Here is a 22,771-nt window from a genome sequence, read left to right as displayed (position 1 = left end):
CTATTATTCGTTTCCTAATTTTATAACGTTGTTATCTTTTGGGTTGGGTCTGGAAACATTTAAAATTTCCTTTATCTCAATTAGAAATGGCCAACCTTCTTCATTTTCTGGTTTTGGAATTATTTTACCGCGAATCTCAACAGGAACCATATCTGTATCTGCTACTTTAAATTTTTTTACTTGCTCGTTGAGTTCATGCATTTTAGTGTCTATTATAACACCATATATGTCTGTGTTGGTTTGCAGTACTGCGGCATCTGCATAGTAAATAAATTCCCCTTTTATAAGTGTTAAGCCATCATTTTTAGCAACAGCTTCTGGATTTTCTGCTGATACACTTTTTTTATTGTCTTTCTTGCAGCTGGTGAAAGTGATTAAACAGATTAATAGAACTAATATTTTTCCCATGTGTTTAAATTTTGGTAATGAGCTATTAATATTTGTTTTATGAATTTATGTTTACGAATTTTACCCAACACTTCCTTCTAAACTTATCTCTAATAATTTTTGAGCTTCAATAGCAAATTCCATGGGCAGCTTGTTTAGTACATCTTTGCTAAATCCGTTGACTATTAATGCGATGGCTTTTTCAGTATCAATACCACGTTGATTACAATAGAAAATTTGGTCTTCACCAATTTTACTTGTAGTTGCCTCATGTTCAATTTTTGCCGTTTTATTTTTGGCTTCAATATAAGGGAAGGTATGAGCACCACACTCATTGCCCATTAATAAGCTGTCGCATTGTGAAAAGTTACGAGCATTTTCGGCACGTGAACTTATTTGTACCAATCCCCTATAACTGTTTTGCGATTTACCTGCAGAGATACCTTTAGATATAATGGTCGATTTGGTGTTTTTTCCTAAATGGATCATTTTTGTACCTGTGTCGGCTTGCTGGTAATTATTGGTTACTGCAATGGAGTAGAATTCACCTACTGAATTATCGCCCTTTAATACGCAAGAAGGGTATTTCCAGGTGACAGCACTTCCTGTTTCTACTTGAGTCCAGGAAATTTTTGCATTGGTTTCACAGAAACCGCGTTTTGTTACAAAATTATAGACGCCACCTTTGCCTTCAGCATTCCCAGGGTACCAATTTTGAACGGTTGAGTATTTAATTTCGGCATCATCCAGAGCTATTAGTTCAACAACGGCTGCATGTAATTGGTTTTCGTCCCTGCTTGGTGCCGTACAGCCTTCAAGGTAACTTACATAACTGCCTTCGTCGGCAATAACCAGCGTGCGCTCGAATTGACCAGTGCCGGCTTGATTAATCCTGAAATAAGTGGATAATTCCATAGGGCATTTTACGCCTTTAGGAATGTAGCAGAAACTACCATCACTAAAAACGGCACTGTTTAGTGCTGCATAAAAGTTGTCTTTTTGTGGAACGACGGTTCCAATGTATTTTTTTACTAATTCGGGATGTTCTTGGATAGCTTCACTAATAGAACAGAAGATAATACCTTTTTCGCCCAAGGTCTTTTTAAAAGTTGTAGCTACCGATACAGAGTCTACTACAACATCCATAGCAACACCCGCTAGCTTTTTTTGTTCATCTAGAGAAATACCTAGTTTTTCGAAAGTAGCTAATAGTTCGGGGTCGACTTCGTCCAGACTATCGTATTTTGGTTTGCTGTTAGGAGCAGAATAGTACGAAATGGCTTGAAAGTCTGGCTTTTCATAGTTTACGTTGGCCCATTCTGGTTCAGTCATTTCTTTCCATATACGAAACGCATCTAGCCTCCAATCGGTCATCCATTGCGGTTCTTCCTTCTTTTGGGAAATAGCGCGTACAATATCTTCGTTTAAACCAACGGGAAACGTCTCGGATTCTATATCGGTATAAAATCCGTATTCGTATTCTTTGGTTTTAAGTTCTTCTCTTAAATCGTCTTCTGTATATTTACTCATCTTTGTTTTTAACTTTTAAACAACTTTCTACTTTAGAAACTACAGAGAAAAACTTTCTCCGCAGCCACATGTTCTATTAGCATTAGGGTTATTAAATACGAAACCTGTTCCGTTGAGTCCTCCAGAATATTCTAATGTAGTACCTATTAAATAAAGAAAGCTCTTTTTGTCAACAATGATCTTAACACCGTTATCTTCAAATATTTTATCATCCTCTTGATTTTTCTTGTCAAACTTTAAATCGTAGGACAAGCCAGAGCAACCGCCACTCTTAACGCCGACACGAACATAGTCTGTAGATGGATTATAGCCATCTTCTGTCATGAGTTCTATAACTTTCTTCTTAGCCGTTTCAGAAACCTTAATCATAATTTATAGATTTAATCATGTGATACTATTAACTTTTACATGTCACATGTAAGCTTCTATTTATAAAACCAACTCAATTAGTAAAATTGTTTTATTAAGAAGGTTTCTAAATAGAGTGCAAATATACAATATAAGTCATGGATAACCATATTACCTAACATTATATTGTTATATAGTTTCATAGGTTTTTCTTATTGGTAATAAAACGGAGTATTTCTTGATGAATTTTTGTTTTTAGACTGATAATTTTGTTTGAGGTTAAATTGATAAATATTATCGGTTTGTGGAATAAGCTTCTTATTTTTGCAGCATGATAGAAGACAAAAATCAACAACGTACACAGTTAAGTGATTTGGGTGAATTTGGCCTGATAGAACATTTGACCAAAAATTTTAAAATCACTCAAGAGTCAACCGTTAAAGGTATTGGTGACGATGCTGCTGTTTTGGAATTTAAGAATAAGCAAGTGGTGGTTTCTACCGATCTTATGGTTGAAGGCGTACATTTTGATTTGAGCTATATGCCCTTGAAGCATTTGGGTTATAAAGCAGTGGTTGTTAATCTATCGGATGTGTATGCGATGAATGCCAAGGCTACACAAATAACCGTTTCTATTGCAGTTTCCAATAGGTTTCCCTTAGAAGCCTTGGAAGATTTGTATGCAGGTATTGAAACAGTGGCAAGAATTTACGGTATTGATGTTATTGGGGGGGATACCACTTCCTCAAATAAAGGTTTGTTGATCTCTGTTACAGCAATTGGTGAAGTTGATAGTGATGGTGTTGTTTATAGAAATGGAGCAAAACCCAACGATCTTTTAGTGGTAACGGGCGATTTGGGAGGTGCATATATGGGGCTTCAGATCCTTGAACGCGAAAAAGAAGTGTTTAAGGTCAATCCTAATAACCAACCCGATTTAGAGCCTTACTCGTATATTGTTGAGCGCCAACTTAAACCCGAAGCACGTAAAGATATTGTTAAGTTGTTGACCGACTTGGAAGTGAAGCCAACTGCAATGATCGATATAAGTGATGGTTTGTCGTCGGAGATTATGCATATTTGTACACAAAGTAATGTGGGCTGTGATTTGTATGAAGAAAAGATTCCTTTGGACCCACAAGTTATTTCGACCTGTGAAGAGTTTGATATTGATAGTACTACGGTTGCTTTAAATGGAGGGGAGGACTATGAATTGTTATTTACAGTTTCGCAAGATGACTACCCTAAAATTAAGGCCAATCCTAATTTTTCAGTTATAGGATTTATAAAAGAAGCATCAGCAGGATTGCATTTGGTTACTAGAGCTGAAACAAGAATACCTATTAAAGCCCAGGGTTGGAAGAACTTTAATGCATAAACTAGGCGAGTTGCATTTCGCTTAGATGTTGTGTTTTGTAATAAGCCGAATGGTTTTTTGCTTTTCGTTTGTGATGTACGCGAGCTAAGACATCATTAATTTCCTTGTATTTTGGAGTAAGCGTAATTAAATGACCATTTCCATTAATGGTAAGCTCTTTTTTGCAGTTTTTGCAAGAATATTCTTTAACGTGGTAGGTGACATGTCTGGTTATTTGGAACTCGTGTCCAAACACCTTACATTGAAGGTTTTTCATTTTTGCTATTTAATCAAATTATTGTGAGTTGATTAAATTATTGAAAATCATTCGTTGGATTTAGTTTTATGTTAACAAATCGATGAAGTGATTGTTTTTCTCTGCGAACGGATCATTCTTTTGTTGTGTATTCGTTCTAATATGGCGTTTATTTCTTTAAACTTGGGGGTGAGTTCTGTTAAATTGCCATTACTATTTGTTGTTAATTGTTTTTTGCAATGGCTACATGTGTATTCTTTAACATGCCATGTAACTTTTTTCGTTACCTGAAAATCATGTCCAAAAAAGGAGCAATACATTTTTGGGATAAAAGCAGGTTTGCTGTTAGTTTTTTCCATGATGTCAAAATTTTGGAGGAACAATATAATAGAAATTAACAAAAAAATCGTTGAAATCTATATATTTTCGATGAAATGCATTATTTTTTGAAGGAATAAACTTTCATTTTCAATATGACTCATGTGTCCATCAGGAAATTCAACAACATTTACATTGGTATTTTTTGTTTGCTCAATGAGTTCATTGTAGTTTAATACGGGATCCTTTTTACTTATTATCATCATTTTTCTGTAAGGGGAAAAGTGTAGTAGAACTTCCCTGTCATTTCTTATTTTCATGCCTTCCAGCGCAGCTATGATACCTTGAACAGGTGTTTTTAAGGCTTCTTGTTTTACAAGTCTTATTTCTTTGGAGAAAATTTTTCTGTTTTTTGGCCTAAACAAATTGGAGATGGCCATTCGTATAAAGGTCTTGTGGTTTTGTTTTACAGCAAGGATCGCCCGATCTCTATTAGCTTTGCGTTCAGGAGAATCGGCTTTTGAAGTAGAATTCATTAGGCATAATCCTTTAAGGGAATCTGGGTGAGCTTCGGCAAAGACTAATGCTACGTAACCACCCATGGAGTGGCCTATAAAAATAGATCGTCTAATTTTTAGGTGTTTAAGAACGGCGCTTACGGCTTCGGCCATTTGCTCCATTGTGTGTACATAGCCTAAGCAACCTGTTTTTCCATGACCTAGCAGGTCGATACAAATAATCCTATTTCTTTTTGATAGTTCGGGAATAAAGACATGCCACATTGTTAGGTTTTCCAAAAAGCCGTGTAGAAGCACAACAACTTTGCCTTTTCCGGTATCTGTGTAATGTATGTCAATTCCTTTGTGGGCAAGAATCATTTTGAGATAAAATAAAAGCAAAGATAATTTGAATTGCTAATAATATCAACTCGGTTTTTAATTTGGGACAAGTATTATAATATAATGTTTTATGATTTCACCTTTTTTATGGCAGTAAATGCTTTGTCTACATATTCGTCCTCGACTAATATGGTAAACTCGTTGGTAGTGGATAGTACCTCGTATAAGACAATGCCTTCCCAAGCTAGTCGTTTAAAGAAATGATAATAAAGTCCTGCAATTTTAGAGTTGTCTTGTGGCAGGTTTATACTTATGGCCGATAAGCCGCTTTGCGTGGCAAGAAAGGTTTCGTTACGCAATTGTTCGTTAATAAATTCTTTCAAGCTACTTGAAACGATAATGTTGCTTTCGTGAATACCTCTAGTAAATGTGTAGAATAATTTAGATTCTTGGTTGATGCGCTCTAGGATTTTTGCATGATTGTTTATCAATGTATCCGAATTTCTTACTGTGAAATCAGTTAAATTAGAGCGCACCGTTATGTCTCCTAAGTTTTGGATCACCTTTTTCATCTTAACGGAATTCGTTAAAGTTGTAGGAGGACTATAGCGCCTTAAGGCCATCATGATAGCACCAGGTTTTACATCCTTCTTTAGCATTTTACTTATTGGTTCTGTTAGCTCAAGTGCTAAAGCGCTAAAGTTTATTATGTTTCTCGAAAGCGCTTCTTCTAAGTAAGGTTGTGTTATTAAAATGTCTTCAACACAGTTAGATACGGTCTTCATGTTAATTATTTAACAGTTTGTGTAAAAATAAACTTTTTTTTAAATAAATATCGTTTTTAGGTCTGAGAATTATAATTTAGCCTGCAAATTAGTGAAAATGAAGTGTGTAGGAGGGGTAAGGGGCTTGTGGTTTTGAGTGTTGTCACTTAAAACAGTCTGCAAGAATAGAATAATATAATTAACAAAAAATTAAACGAGTGAAAGTATTAAAATTTGGTGGAACATCGGTTGGGTCTATCGAGAACATGGCTAATGTTAAGAGCATTATTAATGATGGAGAGCAAAAGATAGTGGTGTTGTCTGCTATGTCTGGAACAACAAATCAGTTGGTGACGATTGCGGCAGACATAGCTAATGGTTCGACTAATGAGGCTGTAAATAAGATTGAGGTGTTAGGGGCTAAATATAAGGATACAATTAACGGACTTATAAGTGATGAGGTTTTGAATGCTGAGGTAACGGCTTATATAGCAGGTGTTTTTGATGTGATAGCTGCTTGTGCCGAAGATTCTTTTTCTGAGGTGTTGGAAAACAAAATCTTGGCTCAGGGTGAATTGATGTCTACTTATATGTTTAATGCTTATTTAAAACAGGAAGGCATTAGTTCTGTACTATTGCCTGCGTTGGATTTTATGCGTATTGACACGGCTAAGGAGCCTAATCAAGAGTATATAAGAGAGCATCTAATGGCGCAGCTAAATAAGGTAGGGGCCTACGATATATATATTACTCAAGGATTTATTTGCCTTGATGCAAATGATGACATTTCTAATCTGCAACGTGGAGGTAGTGATTACACAGCTACTATTATTGGAGCGGCTATAAAAGCTGAAGAAGTGCAAATTTGGACAGATATTGACGGGATGCATAATAACGATCCGAGGTATGTGGAAAATACGCGACCCATTTCAAATTTATCATTCGACGAAGCTGCAGAGCTGGCCTATTTTGGCGCTAAGATCTTGCATCCTCAAACAGTAACGCCTGTTAGGGCAGATAATATTCCCGTGCGTTTAAAAAACACAATGAATCCAGATGCTTGTGGTACCTCTATTACTAGTGATTATGTTGAAACAGGAGTAAAGGCCATTGCTGCAAAAGATGGGATTACAGCAATCAAGATCAAATCTGGAAGAATGTTACAGGCACATGGATTCTTGAAAAAGGTGTTTGAAATTTTTGAAGTTTATGAAACATCAATCGATATGATCACGACCTCTGAGGTGGCTGTTTCGTTAACAATTGATGACGACAGGAATCTAGATAAGATAGTAGCGGCCTTAGAAACATTTGCTTCTATTGAAGTTGATAAAAACCAAACTATTGTGTGTTTGGTGGGGCACTCAATTGTGAAGCATTCTGATACCTATAAATTGTTTCAGATACTTCAGGATGTAAAAATTAGAATGATCTCGTATGGGGGAAGTAACAATAATATATCGTTGTTAATCAACTCGAAAGATAAAATAACGACACTTAGCAAGCTAAACGATTATTTATTTGAATTAGTCACTCTATAAATTGAAAGATTTGGTATTGTTAGCAATCGGGATCGTTTTAACGATCCCGATTTTTTATTGTTAAGAATTCATGATGTCCTCTATCTCTTCAATTTCAATAGGGATGTTTCTCATTAAATTAAAAGGTTCACCATTTTCTTGGATAACAACATCGTCTTCTAAACGGATTCCAAAACCTTCGTCGGGTATATAGATGGCTGGCTCTACCGTAAATACCATGTTTGCCTGCATGGGTTCGGTTAAAATACCATAATCATGAGTGTCTAATCCCATGTGATGCGATGTGCCATGCATAAAATATTTTTTGTAAGCAGGCCAGTCTGGGTTTTCATTTTGTACATCGGCTTTGTCAAGTAGTCCCAGTCCAAGTAATTCCGATGTCATCATTTTACCAACTTCAGCATGATATTCTGTCCAGTCGGATCCTGGGACAAGAAGTTTAGTGGCTTCCTTTTTTATTCTATTCACGGCATTGTACACGTCTTTTTGCCTGTCGGAAAAACACCCCGATACTGGGATGGTACGTGTTAAATCACTGGAATAGTTGGCGTATTCAGCAGCAGTATCCAGTAATAACAGATCGCCAGCTTTACATTGTTGGTTGTTGTTTATATAATGTAATACATTGGCATTGTTGCCAGAAGCAATAATAGGCGTATAAGCAAAACCTTTGGATCGATTTCTTAAAAATTCGTGCATAAATTCGGCTTCAATTTCATATTCCCAAACACCCGGTTTTAAAAAGTTAAGGACACGACGAAATCCTTTTTCGGTGATGTTGCACGCTTCTTGGATAAGATCTATTTCTATAGGATCTTTAACAGAACGTAAACGTTGTAATATAGGGTTGCTTTTGGCTACAGCATGTGCAGGGTATCTGTTTTTTAGCCATTTTGTATAGCGGTCTTCCCTAGTTTCTGTTTCAACATTGGCGCGGTAGTGCTCGTTGGTGTTAATATATACCGTTTCACACTGAGTCATGAGTTCGAACATGATCTTTTCCATGTCCTGTAACCAGTAAATGGTTTTGATGCCGCTGGTTTCAAATGCTTGTTCTTTAGTTAATTTTTCGCCTTCCCAAATAGCAATAAGTTCGTTTGTTTCTTTTAAGAATAATATTTCGCGATGTTTTTCTTTTGGGCAATCTGGAAATAAAACCAGAATACTTTCTTCTTGATCGATACCGCTTAGGTAAAGAATATCGCGATGTTGTTGAAAAGGCATAGTGCTGTCTGCGCTAATCGGATAGATGTCGTTAGAGTTAAAAACAGCTAAACTGTTAGGAGTCATGTTAGCCGTGAAATTTTTTCTGTTTTTTATAAATAGTTGTTGGTCTATTTTATGATACTTCATTGTTCAGTTTTTTTAATTTAAGGTAAAAGCAATGTCTCTTTTGTGTTTTTATTGAAAGAAGGGTTAATGTTATAGAGGTGTTCTTTATTCAAAATTTTTCAAAATTACATAATATGTTTCAAGCAATAAAAAAAAGAGAGCCGATATGTTTATTGTTAAGTTAAAGGTTAATAGTTATTGGTTAATGGGAAGTTAGAAGCTAAGGTTGGTTTATGTAGTTTTTCAATTTTAGTATGCCTCCATATTGGGGAGTTAACAATCAATATGTAGTAGTTCTGTTATAAGTAAACGCTCTTTTTTAAAACCATTCTAAATACATAATAAAAGACCATATAAAACTTGTTATAATTACGCTTGCTCATTACATTTGCGTCAGTATAAACTAACTATGTAAAAAATGGGTGGATTTTTCAAATCTTCGATAGGAAGAAAAGTCGCTATGGCGCTTTCTGCTTTTTTCCTAATGTTTTTTTTATTGCAGCATTTTGTGATCAATTCTTTGTCTGTTTTTAGTGCAGAACTTTTTAATGAAGTGTCTCACTTTATGGGGACTAATTGGTTGATTCAATTTGTTTTGCAACCTGTGCTGATATTTGGTGTTGTTTTCCATTTTGTTATGGGATTTGTGCTAGAGCTTAAAAACAAAAGTGCAAGAAAAATTACATATGCTAAAAACAACGGTGCGGCTAATTCGTCATGGATGAGTAGAAATATGGTTTGGAGTGGTCTGGCTATTCTGGCATTCATTGTGCTACACTTTATCGATTTTTGGTTTCCAGAAATAAACACCAAGTTTATTAAAGGCGATTGGTCTGGTGTGCATGAAGGTGTTGAAGGCTATAGGTATTTTCATGAACTGCAAGGTAAATTTGTAAGTCCGGTAAGAGTAGCGGCTTATGCTTTAGCGTTTGTGTTTTTGGCATTGCATTTATTGCATGGATTTACATCGGCATTCCAATCGATGGGAGCTACGGCTGGGAGAAAGAAAACATTACAGAATATTGGAAAAGCTTATTCAATAGTAATACCTGTAGGGTTTATTATTATAGCTATTTTCCATCATCTTAATCACCATTAATCTTAGTATATTATGGCTTTAGATTCAAAAGTACCAAAAGGTCCAATTAAAGATAAATGGACAGATTATAAAAACAAAATAAACTTAGTGAACCCTGCGAACAAGCGTCATATAGATGTTATTGTTGTTGGAACAGGATTAGCAGGTGGTTCAGCTGCTGCTACTTTAGCAGAGTTGGGCTATAATGTAAAAGCGTTTGCTTATCAAGATTCGCCTCGTCGTGCACATTCCATTGCGGCACAAGGAGGAATTAATGCTGCTAAGAATTACCAGGGAGACGGGGATTCAACATATAGGTTGTTTTATGACACTGTAAAAGGAGGCGATTATAGGTCTCGTGAAGCGAACGTATACCGTTTGGCAGAAGTGTCTGCCAATATCATTGATCAATGTGTTGCTCAAGGTGTGCCATTTGCTCGTGATTATGGTGGGTTGTTAGATAACCGTTCTTTTGGAGGTGTTTTGGTTTCAAGAACATTTTATGCAAAAGGGCAAACAGGTCAGCAATTATTATTGGGGGCTTATTCAGCAATGAATCGTCAAATTGCTCGTGGGAAGATTGAAATGTTCAATCGTCATGAAATGCTCGATGTAGTCGTAGTGGATGGTAAGGCTCGAGGTATTATTGCCAGGAATTTGGTGACAGGTGAAATTGAGCGTCATTCGGCTCATGCTGTAGTAGTTGCTTCGGGAGGATATGGAAATGTATACTTCTTGTCAACTAATGCCATGGGGTCTAATGCCACCGCAGCTTGGAAGATTCATAAAAAAGGAGCTTATTTTGCCAACCCATGTTATACGCAAATCCATCCAACTTGTATTCCAAGATCAGGCGATTATCAGTCTAAATTAACATTGATGTCGGAATCGTTACGTAATGATGGGCGTATTTGGGTTCCTAAAAATATGGATGATGTTAAGGCCATTCGTGAAGGGCGAAAAAAACCGACTGATTTATCGGAAGACGAACGCGATTATTATTTAGAAAGACGTTATCCTGCTTTTGGTAACTTAGTGCCGCGTGATGTGGCTTCCAGAGCAGCTAAAGAACGTTGTGATGCTGGTTACGGAGTAAATGCTACTGGAGAAGCTGTGTATTTAGATTTTGCTTCTGCTATTGAACGTTATGGGAAAGAACAGGCTAAAATCCATAACATACAAAACCCTTCTAAAGAAAAGATTACAGAGCTTGGTGAGAAAATTGTGGAAGCCAAATATGGTAATCTATTCCAAATGTATGAGAAAATTGTGGATGAAAACCCATATAAAACACCTATGATGATTTACCCAGCTACACATTATACAATGGGAGGTGTTTGGGTAGACTATAACTTAATGACAACCATACCAGGTTGTTATTGTATAGGTGAGGCCAATTTCTCAGACCATGGTGCTAACCGTTTAGGGGCTTCGGCATTAATGCAAGGTTTAGCTGATGGCTATTTTGTGTTGCCTTATACGATAGGGGATTATTTGGCTGATGATATTAGAACAGGGAAAATACCAACCGATTCACCAGAGTTTGATGAAGCTGAAAAAGCGGTTAAAGATAGAATAGATTTCTTCATTAACAATAAAGGAACAAAGTCTGTTGACTATTTCCATAAGCGTTTAGGAAAAGTGATGTGGGATAAAGTAGGTATGGCTCGTAATGAAAAAGGCTTAAACGAAGCTATGGCTGAGATCAAAGCCATTCGTGAAGCGTTTTGGAAAGATGTTAAAGTACCGGGGTCTGCGAACGAAATGAACCCAGAATTGGAAAAAGCAGGGCGTGTAGCTGACTTTTTAGAGTTAGGTGAATTGTTTGCTAAGGATGCTCTAATGCGAGAAGAATCATGTGGCGGGCACTTTAGGGAAGAGTCTGTTGAAGAAAGTGGTGAGCAAAAAGGTGAGGCTAAGCGTAATGATAAAGATTTCGCATTTGTTGCAGCTTGGGAATATAAAGGGGATCCAGCGGATGCAGTTTTACACAAAGAACAATTGGAGTTTAAGGATATCGAGTTAAAGCAGAGGAGTTATAAGTAGTTAATTGTTATTGGTTAATAGTTAACAGTGTTATGGGTAATGATATTCAAACTTTTGAAGATTTAAACTGTTGGAAGAAAGCTAGAGATTTAAGAAATAAAATTTCAAAACTTGTTAAACAGTTTCCAAAGGAAGAAAAGTTTGCATTAACAGCTCAAATTATAAGGGCTTCGAGATCTGTAACCCATAATATAGCTGAAGGTTATGGTAGATATCACTATAAAGAAAATGCCCAATTTTGTAGAACAGCAAGAGGATCTTTATATGAGGTTTTAGACCAAATTATTGTGGCAAATGATGAAGGCTATATTGATGAATTTGTCACTAAAGAATTAAGGAATGAAATTATAGAAACAATAAGAATATTAAATGGTTACATCAATTATTTGGTAAATAAAGGCACTAACAACGATTAACCATTAACTAATAACTCAAGATTATGAATCTGACACTAAAGATTTGGAGACAAAAAGATGCCGCTTCAAAGGGACAAATGGTAGATTATAAGGTTACTGATATTTCAGAGCATATGTCCTTTTTAGAAATGATGGATGTTCTAAACGAGCAATTGGTAAATGCAGGTGAAGAGCCTGTAGCTTTCGACCACGATTGTCGTGAAGGTATTTGTGGGATGTGTTCTATGTATATTAACGGGGAAGCACATGGACCTGATAGAGGTGTAACCACATGTCAATTACACATGCGTATGTTCAATGATGGTGATACCATTACTATCGAACCATTTAGGGCAGCTGCTTTTCCTGTAATTAAGGATTTAGTTGTCGACAGATCTTCGTTTGAACGTATTCAGCAAGCGGGAGGGTACATTTCTGTAAATACTTCTGGAAACACTCAGGATGCTAATGCGATTCCTATTTCTAAGCATGCTGCCGATGAAGCTATGGACGCAGCTACTTGTATTGGTTGTGGTGCTTGTGTAGCTACCTGTAAAAATTCGTCTGCTATGTTATTCGTGGGGGCTAAGGTTTCGCAATATGCATTATTGCCACAAGGACAGGTTGAAGCCGTCGATCGTGTTAAAAACATGGTTGCACAAATGGATTTGGAAGGTTTTGGTAACTGTACTAATACAGGAGCGTGTGAGATAGAATGTCCTAAAGGTATTTCTCTGGACAATATTGCTCGTATGAATAGAGAGCTTATGAAAGCTTCTTTAAAATAGTTGTTTTTAGAACACATTTTTTAATAATATTTGAATCCCAGGCTTATGCTTGGGATTTTTAGTTAGATTTGATTCTAAATTAAACGCTAGGATGTATTATAAGCTAATAATTGCTATACTTGTTGCTTGCTTGCCCTCTGTTGTTATTTGTTTTGCTCAAAACAAACCAAAGGATACTTTGTTGTTTAATGAAAACTTAATGTTGCAACATGTAAAGACGCTGTCGTCCGATGCGTTCGAAGGGCGGCGAACAGGAACCGAAGGAGCAATAAAGACAAAGAAATATATAATCAATCAATTCCATGCCTTAAATGTTTTGCCAATAGGAGAGACCTACGAACAACCGTTTTCTTTTGTAAAAGGGAAGGAAACATTTCATGGCGTAAATGTTTTAGGGCAGATTAAAGGGAGCACGTTTCCCGAAAAGTATATCGTAATTAGTGCGCATTACGATCATGAAGGGATTAAACAAGGTCGTATTTACAATGGAGCCGACGATAACGCATCGGGTGTGGGAGCATTGTTTAGTGTGGCTGAATATTTAAAAAATAATCCGCCCAAACACTCAATCATCTTGGTGGCTTTTGATGCTGAAGAATTAGAACTCCAAGGATCTAAGTATTTTGTAAATCATCCAGTGGTACCTTTAAACAAAATAAAGGCAAATATTAATATGGATATGATTAGTAGAAGTGATAATAAGGAGTTGTTTGTTGTTGGTTCTCGGTATAATAAGTCATTGGATTATATTATTAAAAACTTGGAGTCGTTTAATAATATAAAGCTTAGTGTTGGCTACGATGGTGCCAAAAGGGGTGAAAACTGGGTTTACTCTTCCGATCATGCCTGGTTTCATAGAAAAGGCATTCCCTTTTTATACTTTGGTGTTGTAGATCACGAGGATTATCACGAACCAACGGATGACTATGAAAACATACAGCCAGCATTCTACATAGAAGCTGTTAAGGTTATTGTTTCGATATTAAATAAGGTGGATTGCTCTACATTTTAAAAATAGGCTTTTAGCTGAACCGATCCAGTATGTATGGTTTTGCTGGTTTCTGTTTTTCTGCCAAAGTAACTTAGGTTGAGGTCTAAGAAATTGGTTAGCTTTTTTTGAGCCAATAGGCTCCAAGTAAAGTTTTTTCCAGGTTGCAAGCCTTCGAGCATTTGGTATGATACAGGGGTATTCGAGCTGCCATTAAAAGCATTTGAGAAATAATTGAATTCACCATTAATGGCTCCTTTTTGCTTGTTGGAAAAACTAAAGGCGACTCCATATTTTTGTTGATTCAGGGACTCTAGGCTTCCAATGGTATTGTCTTTTGTGGCCAGTTGATAAAACATACTAAAACTGGATGTGTCACCAAACAAATAGGATAATTTAGGGCTAAAACGTGTTTCATCAAAATTATAATTTTTGCTTGGAAAGTTTTCACTAATACTTTCATTAACTTCAAAGATAGTTAGCAAATTTACTAGCCAGCTTTCGGAAAACTTATGGTTAAAGTTAAGTTGATGGCTTTTTAAACTGTTAGAAATAAATCCAATTGATAATGTGTTTTTTGATGAATTAGAAAGGTAAGTGTAGGAACTCGTATAATGTTGTTTTCCCCTATTAAAAAACAACACATTTCTAAAGTTTAATTGTAGCCCTAGTTGGTTGTTAATGTTTACGTCAAACGGATTCAGGTTAAAATTGTTACCATCTCGTTTAATTTTTCTGTTAATTAAATAACTGGTTTGGTTGTAAAAATGCGACCAGAATTTTTCAGATTTATTTTCAGAAACAGACCAGTGGGCCGGATTGATGGTTAGTGTTTGACTTAATCTGTTTTGATGGGTTTTTACATAAACACGATTGGGTAGTAATACACGAATGTATTTGCCTTCATCCTGAAATTTTGCCAGCTCAAACTCTTCAAGTTCTTGAATGCCATTGTTGTTATAGTCAATCCATGTATAAGAGCCTTGGCCAGGTTCTACTTCAATATAAGTGAAGTCCTGTTGAGGTAAAGTTCCCGAATTGGTTTCAAAAATGGTGTTCCATTGCATCAGTTGCTTGAACAGCTTTTGATTGTATTGTAGTCGGGAGTTTATGGATTGCTCATTGTTAATGCTTTTGTCCGTATTGTTTAGTGTTCGGTAATTGGCGTATAGAGAAAGCGATGTATTGGTGTTTTGGATTAATTTAGATTTTAAATAGTAGGTATTGGAAGTGTTTACCTTAGTTAGTTCATTATTCCTGATACTGTCATTTATTCTATGTCTATAGCCTATTTCTGTAAATATTTTGGTGCTGTCTCCAAAGCCCATAAAGAGTTGATAAGATTTAAATTTTTGGCTTAAAGGCGTTAAAATATCTGTGTTTTTGTCTTTTTGTTCATTGTGCTCTATGGCAATTTTAGTGCCCAACCAACTTTTTTGCATCCCGTAGGTAATGGTGTTATAAGATCGTAAAAATGTAGAGGTATTTATATTGGATGTAGCGTTTAAAAAGCTAGAATGGGAAACCAGACGAAATTTGTTTAAAAGTAAATCAATATTAGAGACATGTCTGTTGCCGTTAAAATTTTCAGAAAACTCTAAATGCTCCAGTTGATAATTAATGAGTCCCTTTTTAGGGTGGTTTAGGTTTAAGCCAGTTATAAAAAGGTGTTGATTCCCTAAAGGATCTTTAATGTTCCAATCTCTGTAAAATTCGGCATTATATAGGCGTTCAATGGTTTTAAACTGCTTATGGATATAATCGGTATCTGCAAAAGCATTTAAAGTCCAAAGACTGTCATTTTTTATAAGGGTATGGGTTATTTTTAGTTTTCCGGCAAAGCCATTGTTATTGTTGTCGTCAAGATTGGAAAAAAGGTTTAGGTCATTCTTACTACCTGCCGCTTCAAAGTGAACAATGGTTTTTTCAGATGGTTTGTAGCGTCCGTTAACAACAGCCATTTGTAGTTTTACGGGTGCAATGAGTTGTACGATAGGTGCATAATTACCTTGTGGTATTCCCGCAATAGGACTTATATACTCGTAAATATTATCGATTGTATTGCTATTCTTTAAAATGTAATCACCTTGGTTGGAGCCTACCTGAGTAAAAGTGACACGGTATAGGGTGTCGTCTGGATTATTTGAAAACACAAAAGCTTCTATGCCGTTAATAAGCTTTTTTTTGTAAAGGATTCTATTGTCGTTGGGAGATTCCAGTATTTCAGAAGGGGCTGCCATTAAATTTTTATCATCACCGGCATTCGATAATATTTCTACTTGTTCTTCAGAAAGGTTTTGTTGTAAGGGTTGATTTTTAGCATCATTTTCAGAATATACCGAAATACCTATGTCCAGTTTTTTACTTTTAATCGTTCCACCGCCATAAGCTACTAATCGGGAATAGTTACGCTCGCTAAATTGGTAATCGACTGTTATACGCATTTCGGATGTTATGGGAAATGTGGCGTTAAATGTAATCTCGCCAGCATTGTAATCTATTATGTAGTCTTGGTCTTCACCACGTTTAACAGCTACACCGTTAACATATACCGTTTCACTTCCCGAAACAATAAGAACAAAAAGCTCTCCATTTTGTCCTTGAAGTTTATAAGGTCCTTGATTGCCTTCTTGAGCTAAAAATTGACTTCTTGTAAATTGTCCGCGAACCAAAGCACCGGATGCAAACAAATGTGTTTCAGAGGATTCGTTGTCAATACTAGCTTGAACCGACAGACCTTGTACACGCTTAGAAAAGTTAGCAAAGTAGGAGTCTTTGTTTTGTAGGTCGATATCCCCGGCGCGAATATTCCAGCGGTCGCTATAAAGCTCAATAAAAACTTGGTCGAATTCATCTAAACGCTGTGAGTAACCGCTTTCTTGTAGTGGGATATTGGCATCTTGGATGGAGGCTCTCAATGCAACTTTATCATTTAGTTTTCCTGTAATTTGAAGGTCAAGTTCGCTGTTTAGAACAGAATTTTGGTTATTGCCAATAGTTACACCTCTGGAAATACTTCCAGAAGTGGTTAGACCATCAAAAGGAGTAAAGATTTTGGATTCACTAGGTTGTGTTAGTTTGTACAATGTTTGTGCATTATTGTTATTGCTTAGTATGATGGAATCGTCTAATTGTTTGTAGGTTTTCGTTAAAAAATCAGGGTATTTGAGATAACTGATAATAATACTGTCGGTATCTATGGGTCTGATAAATGTTAAAAAAGCTTTGGAGAAATCAATTTTATAGTAACTTGAATCGATTGTGGTATGATTTTTTCTTGTAATCGAAAAAGTATTTGGATTGATGCTAACACTGTCGATAAGAACGGTGTCTTTTACAGCTACTTTTTTAGTAACGTAATTAGAGGTTAGATCTTGAGCTGTTATACAATGAGCTAACAAAAAAATAAGTAAAAATACGAGATATCTCATTAGATACTTAAACTGTAATTAGCATAAAATATTTTGTTGATAGTTTTGGTTAAATCGAACGAAAAATAATAGTGTAAAAGTAAGGCATTATTTAATTTAGCTAAAATTTGATTTTTTTCATAAAGAATAACATCAAACGAATTGAAGGTTAGTAATTTAAAAAGGAAGAAATAATAATGAATATTATATCGTATAATGTAAACGGCATTCGGGCAGCAATTAATAAAGGTTTTTTAGATTGGCTCAAAAGCGCTAACCCAGATGTTGTATGTTTACAGGAAATAAAAGCGTTAAAAGAACAGTTGGATTTAAATGTTTTTACAGAACTTGGATATAAATACAATTATTGGTTTAGTGCCCAAAAAAAAGGATATAGTGGTGTTGCTATTTTGAGTAAAGTAGAGCCAGATCATGTTGAATATGGTACAGGTATTGAATCGATGGATTTTGAAGGACGTAATATTCGCGCCGATTTTAATGGTATTTCGGTAATGAGCTTGTATTTGCCATCAGGTACCAATGATGCACGTTTGGATCATAAATTAGAGTACATGGCGCTTTTTCAAGATTATATAAATGAACTAAAAAAAGACGTGCCCAATCTTATTATTTGTGGCGATTATAATATCTGTCACGAAGAGATCGATATTCATAACCCAAAGGGACTAAGTAAGGTCTCTGGTTTTTTACCCGTAGAACGTGAGTGGATTGGTAATTTTATAGATAGTGGATTTATAGATTCATTCCGGTATTTAAATCAGGGAAAACAACAGTACAGTTGGTGGAGTTACCGTGCTAATGCACGGGCTAATAATAAAGGATGGCGATTAGATTATGCTATGGTTTCCCAGTCTTTACAAGAAAAAATAAAACGAGCCGTTATACTTTCAGAAGCAGTGCATAGTGACCACTGTCCTATCTTGGTAGATATTGAAAGCGAAGCTTCTTAATTTTATATTAATAATAAATAGAACCCAATAAAAATGATTAAAAAGATTTCATTATCAGTAATTACATTGATGCTTTTGGCCTCATGTGTATCCCCAAAAGTTTATAAGGAGTTAGAAGGGAAATACGAAAACTTAAAGAAAGAAAACAGAAAGCTTTCTAGAGATAACAATACGCTTTTAGATGCAAAAAATGCAGCCGAATACGAGCTTAAACAACTCAAAGAGGCATATGATGAAACGGTTACTGAACGCGATAGATTATTGAGTGATTATAATGCAACCAAGGCCAGTTATGATAATTTGAAGGCGTCGTACGAAGCTTTAGAGAAAAACAGTTCAGCTGCCATTGCTAAAAATTCCCAAAGAAATAGGGAGCTTTTAGCACAACTTGAAGCTAAAGAAGATGCATTGGCAGCCGAAAATGAGCGTTTGGCAAAACTTAAGAGAGAGTTGGAAGAACGTTCTAATCGTGTAGCCGAATTAGAAAATGTTATTGCCGCAAAAGATGCTGCTATGACACAATTAAAAAATGCAGTTTCAAGAGCATTAACCGATTTTGAAGGTAAGGGATTAACAGTAGAGCAGCGTGATGGAAAAGTGTATGTTTCAATGGAAAATAAACTGTTGTTTGGTTCTGGTAGCTGGGCTGTAGGAACCGAAGGAAGAAAAGCTGTTGAACAATTAGGTAGTGTGTTGGCCGTAAATCCAGATATTGCTATTTTAATAGAAGGACATACCGATAACGTGCCTTACAAAGGCAGTGGGCAGTTGGATGGTAACTGGGATTTGTCAACCAAACGTGCTACTGCTATTGTAAATATTTTAAGAGAAAACACAGCTATTAACCCCGAAAACCTTACAGCGGCAGGACGTGGCGAATTTGCTCCTGTAGCAACAAATGACACTCCTGAGGGCAAAGCTAAAAACAGGCGTATTGAGGTGATATTAACACCAAAATTAGATGAGTTGTCAAAATTATTGAACGAGAATTAGGGTGTTATAGTTATTAACATCATGTTCAAAACAGCTTAGATGAAGCAATGCTTTTAAAAGAAATACAAAAATAGATTAAAGCTAGATAAAACCTTTTGGGACTATAGTCCCAAAAGGTTTTATCTTTAAAGAATAACCGTAAAAGATAAATAACTAAAATTTAAACGTTTGAAATATACAACACTACCCAATACCAATATAAAAGTTAGTAAAATATGCTTGGGTTCGATGACCTGGGGAAACCAAAATACAGAAGCTGAAGGACATGCGCAATTAGATTATGCATTTAAACAAGGCATAAACTTTATCGATACAGCCGAATTATATCCTGTTCCTGCTTCTGCAGAAACACAAGGTCGAACAAGTAAAATAATTGGAACTTGGCTAAAAAAGACAGGAAATAGGGATAAAGTGGTTTTAGCCTCTAAAATTGCAGGGATAGGCGATTATACTGCGCATATCCGTACGACAGGTTTTAGTAAAGAGGCTATAGATGAAGCTATAAATGCGGAGTTAAAACGATTGCAAACCGATTATATAGATTTGTATCAGTTACATTGGCCAGAACGCGATACCAATAGGTTTGGGGTTAGGGATTTTAAATACGATAAAGATGAGGTTTGGAAAGATAATTTCAACACAATACTTCATGCACTTCAAGAAAATATAAAAGCAGGTAAGATTAGGCATATAGGGGTGTCCAATGAAAGTTCATGGGGGACGATGCGTTATTTGGAAGAAGCAAAGAAAAACGCATTGCCTAGAATGTGCACCATTCAAAATGCATATTCCTTGATAAACAGGGTTTTTGAAGGTGATTTAGCAGAAATTTCAATACGAGAAAATATAGGCTTGTTAGCCTATTCGCCCATGGCTTTTGGAGTGCTATCAGGAAAATATATAAAAGGGACGGCTGCAGAAAATGCCAGACTTAAGCTGTTTCCTAGATTTGCAAGATATAGTAGTGAACAGGCTACAGAAGCAACAAGGCTTTATTTAAAAATAGCAGAAGCCAACCAGATGACTTTAGCTCAGATGGCATTGGCTTTCGTTACGCAACAACCATTTGTAACAAGTAATATTATTGGAGCCACAAATTTAGAGCAACTAAAGGAAAATATAGCTAGTATAGATATTAGTTTAAGTGAAGTAATATTAGGTCAAATTAACGAAGTGCATGCGGTAATCCCTAATCCAGCACCGTAGGGCAATTCAAAAAAGAAAATAAGTTATTTAAAAAGCGCCTTACTTTTATATAAAAATAAGGCGCTTTTTTTTAAGCTTTACAAGACAACTTAACTATTTAGTTTCCTTAGAAGAAAAGGTTTCAACAGTTTTCATGTCACTAACTTTATAAGTATCAGAAACTTTAGTTACTGTTTCTTCAAGTAATACAGGCGTTACTTTAGCTTCGTTATATTCGACCATAGCTAGCTTTCTATCAAAGTCTACAGTAGCTTCCTTTACACCTTCCATTTTGGAAATCTTTTTTTCAATGGTTTTGGCACATCCAATGGCGCAGGTCATTCCATCAATGGTAAACTCTGCTTTTGCATAAGTTGCGTTTGGATCTAAGGTTTTAGCCGTTTCAGTAGATTCAATGGACACTGTTTTAATTTCTGGTTTCGTCTCGTTTTTACAGTTAAAAAAACTTAAAAGAACAAGTGTAACAGTTATAATTGTTTTTGTTGTTTTCATGTGTTTAAAATTTTATGCCTCTTAAGAAGTTCGCGCCCGTTTCTTTTTAATGAGCATTTATACTATGCAAAAGTAGAAAATATTACTGTTTATTGTGCCAAAAATTAAACTTTTGGTTGCCTAAGGTTTTTGAAAAACAAGGCTTTGAGACTTTGCAATTTCAAAAAGATTCGACTTTAAAATGTTCCTTTTGAGCAAATTAATAATGCTAAAATTATTTTAATACATAAATTTTTACGAAATTTAAGAGAATCAAATTGTGTAGAGATGAAACGAACATTAATAAATTTTGAGCATTTTTTCATAAAAGGGAATGTTTAAAATTTTTAATGTGAGAGCGTAGCGGTTGTATGCGTTCTCGATTTTATAATTAACATAAAATCTGATGATTATTAAAATTTTAACGTATGAAAAAATTATCATTAACCGTTCGATTTGGTCTTGTTACTAGTGCCGTCTTAATTGCATATTTTTTAATTCTAGCATTATTCAATAAGCATATAAATCCTGTATTTAGTTTTTTTAATGCCGTTATTACTGCATTGGGAATATATGAAGCTGTTCGTATAACAAAGTTGCAGCATCCAGAGGCTTTTTCTTATGGAGAAGGCTTTAAAACAGGATTGATTACGGGCTTTATTGCTACATTGTTTTTTACCATCTTCTTTTTGTTTTATGCCACAGAAATTAATGTTGGTTTTTTGGGGCAATTGTTTAAAACCATTCACGGTGGTTTTAATACAGATATAGGGATGGTAACCTTTATAGTAGCTGTTATGGGCTTCGCAACGACTGTCGTTGCAACGCTTGCTGTAATGCAGCTCCTTAAAAATAGCGGAAATATGTCTTCAAAGTGAAGAAAACGTTTGTAGTTTAATTAATTAGCAGTATATTTGCACTCATTTTTTGAACAAATTAATTAATAAAACGTTACGCTATGTACGCAATTGTAGAGATAGCAGGGCAACAATTTAAAGTTGTAAAAGACCAAAAAGTTTTTGTTAACCGTTTACAAACAGAAGAAGGAAAGCAAGTAGCTTTCGATAATGTACTTCTTGTTGCAGATGGGGACAATGTAACTGTAGGCGCCCCAGCTATAGACGGAGCTCAGGTAGGAGCAAAAGTCTTAAAGCACCTAAAAGGTGATAAAGTTATAGTTTTCAAAAAGAAAAGACGTAAGGGTTACCGCGTTAAGAACGGTCATCGTCAAGCTTTAACAGAAATTGTAATTGAAAGTATAGCTGCTTCTGGAGCTAAGAAAGCTGCCCCAGCAAAAGCAACTAAAAAAGCTGCCCCTAAAGCTGAAGCCCCTAAGGCAGAAGCTTCTCAAGATTTAAGCAAATTAACAGTGGCTGAATTAAAAGAGATGGCAAAAGCTAAAGGTATTGAAGGAATTTCTTCTATGAAGAAAGCCGATTTAATAGCTGCTTTAAGTTAAATTAAAATCTAAAATCGAAATAAAATGGCACATAAAAAAGGAGTCGGAAGTTCGAAAAACGGTAGAGAATCAGAATCGAAACGCTTAGGTGTTAAGATTTTTGGTGGTCAGGCTGCAATAGCTGGCAACATTATCGTTAGACAAAGAGGTAATACTCACCACCCAGGCGAGAATGTATATGCTGGAAAAGATCATACATTACACGCTAAAGTTGACGGTGTTGTGAAGTTCACAAAGAAAAAAGATAATAAGTCTTATGTTTCTATTGAGCCTTTTGAGGCTTAAGAAATTAAT

The 22,771-nt window shown here is 35.6% G+C and carries 23 protein-coding genes; 13 read left to right on the top strand and 10 right to left on the bottom strand.

Annotated elements, in window-relative coordinates:
* Nucleotides 1–3 precede the first annotated feature (3 nt).
* From ABD792_RS10480 to ABD792_RS10470, 3 genes are read right to left on the bottom strand one after another with little or no spacing between them, the layout of a single operon-like run.
* Complete coding sequence (locus ABD792_RS10480; protein WP_345005946.1) at nucleotides 4–408, bottom strand: hypothetical protein; 405 nt, start codon at nucleotides 406–408, stop codon at nucleotides 4–6.
* A gap of 60 nt (nucleotides 409–468) precedes the next feature.
* Nucleotides 469–1,917 carry a Fe-S cluster assembly protein SufB gene (gene sufB / locus ABD792_RS10475; protein WP_345005945.1) on the bottom strand — a complete coding sequence of 483 codons (1,449 nt, stop codon included), beginning with the start codon at nucleotides 1,915–1,917 and terminating at the stop codon, nucleotides 469–471.
* A gap of 39 nt (nucleotides 1,918–1,956) precedes the next feature.
* Nucleotides 1,957–2,286 (bottom strand): HesB/IscA family protein, encoded by a 330-nt coding sequence (locus tag ABD792_RS10470; protein WP_345005944.1) that lies wholly within the window; start codon nucleotides 2,284–2,286, stop codon nucleotides 1,957–1,959.
* A 310-nt stretch (nucleotides 2,287–2,596) separates the two neighbouring features.
* Between ABD792_RS10470 and thiL the strand changes: the two genes are divergently transcribed.
* Entirely contained in the window at nucleotides 2,597–3,643 is a 1,047-nt protein-coding gene (thiL, locus tag ABD792_RS10465) for a thiamine-phosphate kinase (RefSeq protein ID WP_345005943.1), read from the top strand.
* 1 nt (nucleotide 3,644) lies between these two features.
* Here the strand turns inward: thiL and ABD792_RS10460 are convergent, their stop codons facing one another.
* From ABD792_RS10460 to ABD792_RS10445, 4 genes are all read right to left on the bottom strand, one after another.
* Nucleotides 3,645–3,899, bottom strand: a complete 255-nt coding sequence (locus ABD792_RS10460; RefSeq protein ID WP_345005942.1) for a hypothetical protein — start codon at nucleotides 3,897–3,899, stop codon at nucleotides 3,645–3,647.
* A gap of 71 nt (nucleotides 3,900–3,970) precedes the next feature.
* Nucleotides 3,971–4,237 (bottom strand): hypothetical protein, encoded by a 267-nt coding sequence (locus ABD792_RS10455; protein WP_345005941.1) that lies wholly within the window; start codon nucleotides 4,235–4,237, stop codon nucleotides 3,971–3,973.
* 57 nt (nucleotides 4,238–4,294) lie between these two features.
* The gene (locus ABD792_RS10450; RefSeq protein ID WP_345005940.1) at nucleotides 4,295–5,074 is read right to left on the bottom strand and encodes an alpha/beta fold hydrolase; all 780 of its coding nucleotides are present in this window, start codon (nucleotides 5,072–5,074) and stop codon (nucleotides 4,295–4,297) included.
* An 89-nt stretch (nucleotides 5,075–5,163) separates the two neighbouring features.
* The gene (locus ABD792_RS10445) at nucleotides 5,164–5,820 is read right to left on the bottom strand and encodes a hypothetical protein (protein WP_345005939.1); all 657 of its coding nucleotides are present in this window, start codon (nucleotides 5,818–5,820) and stop codon (nucleotides 5,164–5,166) included.
* 197 nt (nucleotides 5,821–6,017) lie between these two features.
* Between ABD792_RS10445 and ABD792_RS10440 the strand changes: the two genes are divergently transcribed.
* Nucleotides 6,018–7,340 carry an aspartate kinase gene (locus ABD792_RS10440; protein WP_345005938.1) on the top strand — a complete coding sequence of 441 codons (1,323 nt, stop codon included), beginning with the start codon at nucleotides 6,018–6,020 and terminating at the stop codon, nucleotides 7,338–7,340.
* A 60-nt stretch (nucleotides 7,341–7,400) separates the two neighbouring features.
* On the opposite strand, the gene ABD792_RS10435 is transcribed toward ABD792_RS10440, so the two are convergent.
* Entirely contained in the window at nucleotides 7,401–8,693 is a 1,293-nt protein-coding gene (locus ABD792_RS10435; protein WP_345005937.1) for an aminopeptidase P N-terminal domain-containing protein, read from the bottom strand.
* 397 nt (nucleotides 8,694–9,090) lie between these two features.
* On the opposite strand from ABD792_RS10435, the gene ABD792_RS10430 reads away from it, so the two are divergent.
* The 5 genes from ABD792_RS10430 (at nucleotide 9,091) to ABD792_RS10410 (ending at nucleotide 13,991) form a co-directional block, all read left to right on the top strand.
* Entirely contained in the window at nucleotides 9,091–9,771 is a 681-nt protein-coding gene (locus ABD792_RS10430) for a succinate dehydrogenase cytochrome b subunit (RefSeq protein ID WP_345005936.1), read from the top strand.
* A 12-nt stretch (nucleotides 9,772–9,783) separates the two neighbouring features.
* Entirely contained in the window at nucleotides 9,784–11,796 is a 2,013-nt protein-coding gene (locus ABD792_RS10425) for a fumarate reductase/succinate dehydrogenase flavoprotein subunit (protein WP_345005935.1), read from the top strand.
* A 32-nt stretch (nucleotides 11,797–11,828) separates the two neighbouring features.
* Nucleotides 11,829–12,212 carry a four helix bundle protein gene (locus tag ABD792_RS10420; protein WP_345005933.1) on the top strand — a complete coding sequence of 128 codons (384 nt, stop codon included), beginning with the start codon at nucleotides 11,829–11,831 and terminating at the stop codon, nucleotides 12,210–12,212.
* Nucleotides 12,213–12,235: 23 nt separating this feature from the next.
* Nucleotides 12,236–12,979, top strand: a complete 744-nt coding sequence (locus tag ABD792_RS10415) for a succinate dehydrogenase/fumarate reductase iron-sulfur subunit (protein WP_345005931.1) — start codon at nucleotides 12,236–12,238, stop codon at nucleotides 12,977–12,979.
* A gap of 91 nt (nucleotides 12,980–13,070) precedes the next feature.
* Nucleotides 13,071–13,991, top strand: coding sequence for a M28 family peptidase (locus ABD792_RS10410; protein ID WP_345005930.1), 921 nt, complete (start codon nucleotides 13,071–13,073; stop codon nucleotides 13,989–13,991).
* Here the strand turns inward: ABD792_RS10410 and ABD792_RS10405 are convergent.
* Nucleotides 13,988–17,398 carry a hypothetical protein gene (locus ABD792_RS10405; protein ID WP_345005929.1) on the bottom strand — a complete coding sequence of 1,137 codons (3,411 nt, stop codon included), beginning with the start codon at nucleotides 17,396–17,398 and terminating at the stop codon, nucleotides 13,988–13,990. The genes ABD792_RS10410 and ABD792_RS10405 overlap by 4 nt on opposite strands.
* A gap of 176 nt (nucleotides 17,399–17,574) precedes the next feature.
* On the opposite strand from ABD792_RS10405, the gene ABD792_RS10400 reads away from it, so the two are divergent.
* The 3 genes from ABD792_RS10400 to ABD792_RS10390 all read left to right on the top strand — a co-directional run bounded on the left by ABD792_RS10400 (nucleotide 17,575) and on the right by ABD792_RS10390 (nucleotide 20,547).
* Nucleotides 17,575–18,348: an exodeoxyribonuclease III gene (locus ABD792_RS10400; RefSeq protein ID WP_345005927.1), complete on the top strand. Its 774-nt coding sequence runs from the start codon at nucleotides 17,575–17,577 to the stop codon at nucleotides 18,346–18,348.
* Between the two features lie 33 nt (nucleotides 18,349–18,381).
* Complete coding sequence (locus tag ABD792_RS10395; protein WP_345005925.1) at nucleotides 18,382–19,341, top strand: OmpA/MotB family protein; 960 nt, start codon at nucleotides 18,382–18,384, stop codon at nucleotides 19,339–19,341.
* Between the two features lie 168 nt (nucleotides 19,342–19,509).
* Nucleotides 19,510–20,547: an NADP(H)-dependent aldo-keto reductase gene (locus tag ABD792_RS10390; RefSeq protein WP_345005924.1), complete on the top strand. Its 1,038-nt coding sequence runs from the start codon at nucleotides 19,510–19,512 to the stop codon at nucleotides 20,545–20,547.
* 93 nt (nucleotides 20,548–20,640) lie between these two features.
* On the opposite strand, the gene ABD792_RS10385 is transcribed toward ABD792_RS10390, so the two are convergent.
* Nucleotides 20,641–21,039: a heavy-metal-associated domain-containing protein gene (locus ABD792_RS10385; RefSeq protein WP_345005923.1), complete on the bottom strand. Its 399-nt coding sequence runs from the start codon at nucleotides 21,037–21,039 to the stop codon at nucleotides 20,641–20,643.
* Between the two features lie 407 nt (nucleotides 21,040–21,446).
* Between ABD792_RS10385 and ABD792_RS10380 the strand changes: the two genes are divergently transcribed.
* From ABD792_RS10380 to rpmA, 3 genes are all read left to right on the top strand, one after another.
* Complete coding sequence (locus tag ABD792_RS10380; protein WP_345005922.1) at nucleotides 21,447–21,896, top strand: DUF4199 family protein; 450 nt, start codon at nucleotides 21,447–21,449, stop codon at nucleotides 21,894–21,896.
* Between the two features lie 80 nt (nucleotides 21,897–21,976).
* Nucleotides 21,977–22,477, top strand: coding sequence for a 50S ribosomal protein L21 (gene rplU, locus ABD792_RS10375; RefSeq protein WP_345005921.1), 501 nt, complete (start codon nucleotides 21,977–21,979; stop codon nucleotides 22,475–22,477).
* 24 nt (nucleotides 22,478–22,501) lie between these two features.
* Nucleotides 22,502–22,762, top strand: a complete 261-nt coding sequence (gene rpmA / locus ABD792_RS10370; RefSeq protein WP_199114381.1) for a 50S ribosomal protein L27 — start codon at nucleotides 22,502–22,504, stop codon at nucleotides 22,760–22,762.
* Nucleotides 22,763–22,771 lie beyond the last annotated feature (9 nt).

The organism is Snuella lapsa (assembly GCF_039539345.1).
Lineage (GTDB): Bacteria > Bacteroidota > Bacteroidia > Flavobacteriales > Flavobacteriaceae > Snuella > Snuella lapsa.
This window is presented reverse-complemented; position numbering and strand designations above follow the sequence as displayed.